Below are 6000 nucleotides of genomic sequence, written 5' to 3' on the forward strand. Positions count from 1 at the left end.
AAAACTGCAATAGAGACTTCATGGATTAGCTGCAAAAACTTATATGACTATTAATCGACGCCATTTCTTGTTTTTACTGACATCAGGTGCCGGTGCTTTTGCATTAGATGCTTGTGCATTGGCAGAGAAATCTCCTGAGAGAAACACTGCAATTCCTGAAACAACACCAAACACAATAGCAAATACAACACCAAATAAACCAGGTACTATCCAACTACCACCTTTACCTTACGCCTACGAAGCACTGGAACCGCACATCGATGCCAAAACGATGCAATTTCACCACGATAAACATCACGCAACTTATGTGAAAAACCTGAATGCAGCTTTAGAAAAACATCCAGAACTCAAAGGTAAAACTGTTGAAGAACTGTTGCAAAAACTTGACAGTGTACCACAAGATGTTCGCAAAACAGTACGTAATAATGGCGGCGGTCATGTCAACCACTCAATGTTCTGGCAAATTATGAAGCCAAAAGGTGGGGGAGAACCAACAGGAAATATCGCCTCCGCAATTAATCAAAATTTTGGTTCTTTTGCAGCTTTCAAAAAACAGTTTAATGAAGCTGGTGCTGGCCGTTTTGGTAGTGGTTGGGTTTGGCTAGTGCGTAACAAAGGTGGCAAGTTGGAAGTAACAACTACAGCTAACCAAGATACTCCCTTAAGTGCAGGTAAATATCCCATCCTGGGTAACGATGTATGGGAACATGCATATTATCTCAATTACCAAAATCGCCGCGCTGATTACTTAGATGCTTGGTGGAACGTGGTTAATTGGGATGAGATTAACAAGCGGTTTGCGGCAGCAAGTAAATTTGCCTGAAACCAGACAACAATTTAGAGTCACAGACGCTTAAAAATTGGCGACAGAATATTCTTTCTGTTGCCAGTTTTTTGATGCGATCATCTAATCATTATTCATCTTTTGAAAATGATTTTCTTTAATAATTAGTTTTCTTCAATTATTGCAGGTATTTTTTTTATTTTTTGAGATTTAATATAGCTTGATTTTACGTTAAAAATAAGAATATATCTCAACAAATCTTGTAATTAATCTTACCTGTATAGTGCTATATTTATGTTGAAAAAATTATATAAGAATTGCAATTTCGGATTTAATCATCACAATACATGAAATTTAGAACCTTTCTTTAAATGTCGAATTTAAATTTGATTATAAGGAGGATGTTCTCATGAAGATTGGTTGCAAATTATTAACGGTTGCTTTAACTGTTCCATTGCTTCTTGGAATTGTAAATTTTAAAGCACAAGCTGAAGTTACTAGACAATGGGGTGTAGGTGGCGATATTCCCGTTCCTGGCGATTATGATAATGATGGTAGAACTGATTATGCAGTCTGGCGACCGAGTAATGGCACTTGGTATGTCATTAATAGTTCTACAGGTGTAGCAGTTACTAGACAATGGGGCGTTGGTGGCGATATTCCTGTTCCCGGCGATTATGATAGCGATCGCAAAACTGATTATGCAGTCTGGCGACCGAGTAATGGCACTTGGTATGTGATTAACAGTTCTACAGGTGTAGCAGTTACTAGACAATGGGGCGTTGGTGGTGATGTTCCTGCACCTGGGAGATACGATAATGATGGTAAAACTGATTTTGCAGTCTGGCGACCGAGTAATGGTACTTGGTATGTAATTAACAGTTCTACAGGTGTAGCAGTTACTAGACAATGGGGCGTTGGTGGCGATATTCCTGTTCCCGGCGATTATGATAGCGATCGCAAAACTGATTATGCAGTCTGGCGACCGAGTAATGGCACTTGGTATGTGATTAACAGTTCTACAGGTGCAGCAATTACTAGACAATGGGGCGTCGGTGGTGATGTTCCCGCCCCTGGCAAATACGATAATGATGGTAAAACTGATTTTGCAGTCTGGCGACCAAGTGATGGTACTTGGTATGTAATTAACAGTTCTACAGGTCTAGCAATTACTAGACAATGGGGCGTTGGTGGTGATATTCCTGCCCCTGGCAATTATGATTTCTCTATTAGGAATGACTTCGCAGTTTGGCGACCGAGTAATGGCACTTGGTATATTTTTGGGAATTAGGCTCTTTTTCTCGCACTCTTACTCAAAGAGGTTTTTGAGTAGGTACACCTACAGCACGAGGAAAATTAGCTGGAGTGGTAGCTACCTTACGCAAATACACACAGTGGCGGATGCTGTGGCTTAACGGTGTTGTAAATTGTTCGATTGATTCAATTACACCACCCAACTGCTTCACAGCATTCTTTAAAGCAGCTGTTTCATCCTCTGTCCAATTACCGCGATAAATTATGGCTAAACCTCCCTGTTTTAGCAGTGGTAGGGTATATTCTGCACAGACAGAGGCTGCCCCTACAGCACGGATCAATGCAATATCATAAGCTAGTCGATGTTGGCGGTGCTGACCGATTTCTTCAGCCCTACCAACAAGAGTTTTGGCATTGGTAAGGGCAAGTTCAGTTAATATATTGTCGAGAAAAGTAATTTTTTTCCGAGTGGAATCGAGAAGAGTAATTGGGCAATTAGGTACAGTAATTGTCACTGGAATACCTGGAAAACCTGCACCTGTACCAATATCGACGATCGTAGGGGAAGCAGGAGAGAAATTTGCTGATAACAGAGGTGCAATTCCTCGCAGAGAATCCCAGAGATGTTTTTCCCAAAACTCTTGAGGTTCAACGATCCGAGTTAAATTTTGTTGGCGATTACCTTCTAGAATTAACTCATAAAGCTTTTGAAATTGCGCTTGTTGTTGAAGAGTTGGTTGCCAATTGAGAGTTTTCTGCCAGATTTCTGCCATCTCAGGCAATAGGTTTGTCATTTGTCATTTGTCATTTGTCATTTGGTATGAGACATGGGACATAGTTTTTCTCTTTGTCCCCTTGTCTCCTTGTCCCCTTGTCCCCTTGTCCCCTTTTCCCCCTGCTTTTTTCTCACACCGTTGGTAGAGGTTCTTTAACTTTGGATTCTAGTGACTTTGGGTCTACTGATTCTAGTTCGCCGTGGTTGAGTGTCCAGCAACGGTCTGCGATCGCTAACAGATCCCCAGCATCGTGTGTCACAATTAACAACGTCCAATCTTGTTTCAGTTTCGCTAATAAATTTATCAATTGCCGACGCATTGACCAATCTAAACCAGCTGTGGGTTCATCTAATAACAGTAAATTTGGCTGGCGAATTAATTGGACTGCCAAAGCTAAACGTCGTTGCTGACCACCACTCAAAGCATAAGGGGCAGCAGAAAGCGATAAATGCTCTAATCCCACTTCACTCAGCGCCTGTCTGACTCTTTCTGACCCTAACTCAGGATGTCCTAAACGCAATTCTTCTAAAATCGAACCACCGCAAAAGTGCCGCTCTGGAAACTGAAATACTAACCCGGCTAATTGTTGTAACTGTTCGGCTATAAGTTCTTGTTCCCGCCAGAAGAGAGCGCCAGTAGTGGGTTCGGCTAGTCCAGACAAAATTTCTAGTAAGGTACTTTTACCGGAACCACTCGGGCCAATAATCAAACCTAGCTGCTGGGGTGCTAATTCTAAATTGATCGATTTGAGAATCGCTGTTGGGCACGCTGTGGGATGATAATTTACATTTCGGAGATAAAGCATTTGTTAAGATTACCAAAAAGTCAGCAAATTACTAATTAGCTACACTGAAAGTGTCTGGAAAATTCTAGAAAAAAATTTACAGCGTATTACCTGGATTAACACCTTAATTTAGCAGCAAGAATTATCCACTTTTTCTCCATTGTGGCAGACTAAGCCTGAAATAATGGCTAGAGCAAGCCTGCAAACATGGAAAGATTACCAATATATAAGAAAATTTTGGTTGAAGCAAAGGCAAGTTGAAATTAACCATTTTTGCATTCTAAGTAACACATACAACTATTTCAACCGCAATTATTCTGAGGGTTAAAATGACTAAAAGGTTTTCTTTGCCTCAATTAGTAGTGTCTGCTCAACTCATTACCTTTGCTCAGACTGCTTTTGCAGCTGCTTTCGCACTTAATGTCTGGGTAAATCCCTCTCTGGCTGGCGATCCCTTTCGCAATAGCGAACCTCATCAAATTGGCGACCAAACAGAAGCCGCTTTTAAAGCGATTTTCCAACAGGGCAATTATCCAGCAGCACAGCGTTATCTAGAACAAGCACTATCCAAAGAGCCAAATGAACCTCTAGCTTATGCCATGAGCGCATCTTTAGCATACGGAAATAAGGATTGGGCTAAACTTGACACCTATAGTCAGAAAACTCTAGAAACTGGAAAAAAACTGATTGCTAGCGATCCATTGCGTGGTAATTTATACACTGCTGTTGGTCATTTTTTAGAAGGTGCAGTAGTTATCACCCGTGAAGGTACTGTCAATGGTGTACCCCAAGCTTTTAGTCGGCTGCGGCAAGTTTATGAATATTTAGACAAAGCCGAAGCAATTTCTGCCAACGATCCAGAACTGAATTTAATCAAGGGTTATATGGATTTATTATTGGCGGTTAATTTGCCTTTTGCTAGTCCAGATCAGGCAATTGGACGCTTAGAAAAAAATGCTGCTCCTGAGTATTTAGTGGATCGGGGTATTGCTCTTGCTTACCGGGATTTAAAACGGTATCCACAGGCGCTAGAGTATGTCAACCGGGCGATCAAAACGACATCTGATAATCCAGAAATTTATTATCTTAAAGCCCAAATACTGAAGCGACTGGGGCAAAGAGAAAAAAGTCAGCAGATGATCCAGGAAGCGATCGCTAATTTTGACAAAGCATTGACTAAAAAATCCCAACTCCCAGGCGATTTAGTCAAACAAATTGAGCGCGAACGCAATAGTGCTGTTAGCCTTAAGAATCCTGGATAATTGGGCATTGGGCATTGGGCATTGGGCATTGGCGATTAAGTTTTATTCTCTATTCCCTATGTCCCATGCCCCATTCCCTACTTTGATATGCTTATTCGCAGAAGAGTACTTGAGATATTAGACCAAAATGGAGATTCAGTTCCGCGAAATTAATCCTTTTGATATGTGGATTTGGCTGAAATTCAGCACAAATCCTTCTGCGCGTGAAAAGCAGTATGTAGAAGAAGTCTTCAATTCCTGGTTTTATTTAGGTAAATTGGGTGCATTTAATGCAGAAAATCTCCAAGTGCAGGATACTGGACTCGATATCAGCTACATGAATTATGATGCACAAGGGTATGACAAAAGCTTGCTAGCACTGATGCACAACATGGGTGAGTTTGAATATGAGGGTCAGTGGGGGCGTTGTTGGTTTGACTTAGGAACCAGTGATGCGATCGCATTGGATATTTTAATCAACGCTCTCACCCAGCTAAGTCAGGAATATGTCACCATTGAAGAATTGTACATCGGTGGTGAAAATCCAGATTGGCCTATTGAGGATAGCGAAAGTCGTCCTCAGTCTATTTATGATAATTAGTTACCAAAATGAATAAAGCAGGTGAAATTCGGGTAATAGCCTTGGGGTTAATTCGGAATGGCGATGGCTCCGCCAACGCCAAGGGCGAACGCATTTTTGTTTCTGAAGGCTACGATCCCGTAAAACAAGAAACATTTTATCGTGCTTTAGGCGGTGGTGTGGATTTTGGTGAAACCAGCCACGCCGCCTTAAAACGGGAATTTCAAGAGGAAATTCAGGCAGAATTAACGAATATTAAATATTTAGGTTGTATAGAGAACCTGTTTACATTTAATGGTAGGCAAGGTCATGAAATTATTCAGCTTTATCAATGTGACTTTGTTGATTCCAAATTTTATCAACTGGAAAGTTTAATTTTTTCAGAATCGCCACATCATAAACATAGAGCATTATGGATAGATATCTCTCGCTTGAAATCTGGAGAATTCAGATTAGTACCCGAAGTATTTTTTGACTATTTATAAAGAATATGGAACTTTACTAAGATTACTTAGCTGTTAATTACCCCTCTTCTGTCACTTTCCGACATAAGCAAGTAGTAAATAACTGAAATTATCCAG

General features: G+C 40.7%; 7 protein-coding genes. 5 read left to right on the forward strand and 2 right to left on the reverse strand.

What is annotated here, in order from left to right; translation table 11 throughout:
• Positions 1-43: 43 nt before the first annotated feature.
• Together RMY64_RS24085 and RMY64_RS24090 are read left to right on the forward strand one after the other, a co-directional pair.
• The gene (locus tag RMY64_RS24085) at positions 44-823 is read left to right on the forward strand and encodes a superoxide dismutase (protein ID WP_322701324.1); all 780 of its coding nucleotides are present in this window, start codon (positions 44-46) and stop codon (positions 821-823) included.
• 370 nt (positions 824-1193) lie between these two features.
• Positions 1194-2075: an FG-GAP-like repeat-containing protein gene (locus tag RMY64_RS24090; RefSeq protein ID WP_322701325.1), complete on the forward strand. Its 882-nt coding sequence runs from the start codon at positions 1194-1196 to the stop codon at positions 2073-2075.
• Positions 2076-2097: 22 nt separating this feature from the next.
• Here RMY64_RS24090 and rsmG read toward each other — a convergent pair whose 3' ends face one another.
• Together rsmG and RMY64_RS24100 are read right to left on the reverse strand one after the other, a co-directional pair.
• Positions 2098-2832, reverse strand: a complete 735-nt coding sequence (gene rsmG, locus RMY64_RS24095; protein WP_322701326.1) for a 16S rRNA (guanine(527)-N(7))-methyltransferase RsmG — start codon at positions 2830-2832, stop codon at positions 2098-2100.
• Positions 2833-2944: 112 nt separating this feature from the next.
• Positions 2945-3619, reverse strand: coding sequence for an energy-coupling factor ABC transporter ATP-binding protein (locus RMY64_RS24100; protein ID WP_322673314.1), 675 nt, complete (start codon positions 3617-3619; stop codon positions 2945-2947).
• A gap of 308 nt (positions 3620-3927) precedes the next feature.
• On the opposite strand from RMY64_RS24100, the gene RMY64_RS24105 reads away from it, so the two are divergent.
• The 3 genes from RMY64_RS24105 to RMY64_RS24115 all read left to right on the forward strand — a co-directional run bounded on the left by RMY64_RS24105 (position 3928) and on the right by RMY64_RS24115 (position 5904).
• The gene (locus RMY64_RS24105) at positions 3928-4860 is read left to right on the forward strand and encodes a Sll0314/Alr1548 family TPR repeat-containing protein (RefSeq protein WP_322673315.1); all 933 of its coding nucleotides are present in this window, start codon (positions 3928-3930) and stop codon (positions 4858-4860) included.
• 127 nt (positions 4861-4987) lie between these two features.
• Entirely contained in the window at positions 4988-5440 is a 453-nt protein-coding gene (locus RMY64_RS24110) for a DUF3531 family protein (RefSeq protein WP_322701327.1), read from the forward strand.
• 8 nt (positions 5441-5448) lie between these two features.
• The gene (locus RMY64_RS24115; RefSeq protein ID WP_322701328.1) at positions 5449-5904 is read left to right on the forward strand and encodes an NUDIX hydrolase; all 456 of its coding nucleotides are present in this window, start codon (positions 5449-5451) and stop codon (positions 5902-5904) included.
• The last annotated feature ends 96 nt before the right edge of the window (positions 5905-6000 follow it).

Source organism: Nostoc sp. DedQUE08, from assembly GCF_034530895.1.
Taxonomy (GTDB): Bacteria; Cyanobacteriota; Cyanobacteriia; order Cyanobacteriales; family Nostocaceae; genus Nostoc.

What these genes read in the sequence shown, in the direction of transcription:
- RMY64_RS24085 (WP_322701324.1), top strand. Translation starts at nt 44, where the DNA reads ATGACTATTAATCGACGCCATTTCTTGTTTTTACTGACATCAGGTGCC.
- RMY64_RS24090 (WP_322701325.1), top strand. Translation starts at nt 1,194, where the DNA reads ATGAAGATTGGTTGCAAATTATTAACGGTTGCTTTAACTGTTCCATTG.
- rsmG (WP_322701326.1), bottom strand. Translation starts at nt 2,832, where the DNA reads ATGACAAACCTATTGCCTGAGATGGCAGAAATCTGGCAGAAAACTCTC.
- RMY64_RS24100 (WP_322673314.1), bottom strand. Translation starts at nt 3,619, where the DNA reads ATGCTTTATCTCCGAAATGTAAATTATCATCCCACAGCGTGCCCAACA.
- RMY64_RS24105 (WP_322673315.1), top strand. Translation starts at nt 3,928, where the DNA reads ATGACTAAAAGGTTTTCTTTGCCTCAATTAGTAGTGTCTGCTCAACTC.
- RMY64_RS24110 (WP_322701327.1), top strand. Translation starts at nt 4,988, where the DNA reads ATGGAGATTCAGTTCCGCGAAATTAATCCTTTTGATATGTGGATTTGG.
- RMY64_RS24115 (WP_322701328.1), top strand. Translation starts at nt 5,449, where the DNA reads ATGAATAAAGCAGGTGAAATTCGGGTAATAGCCTTGGGGTTAATTCGG.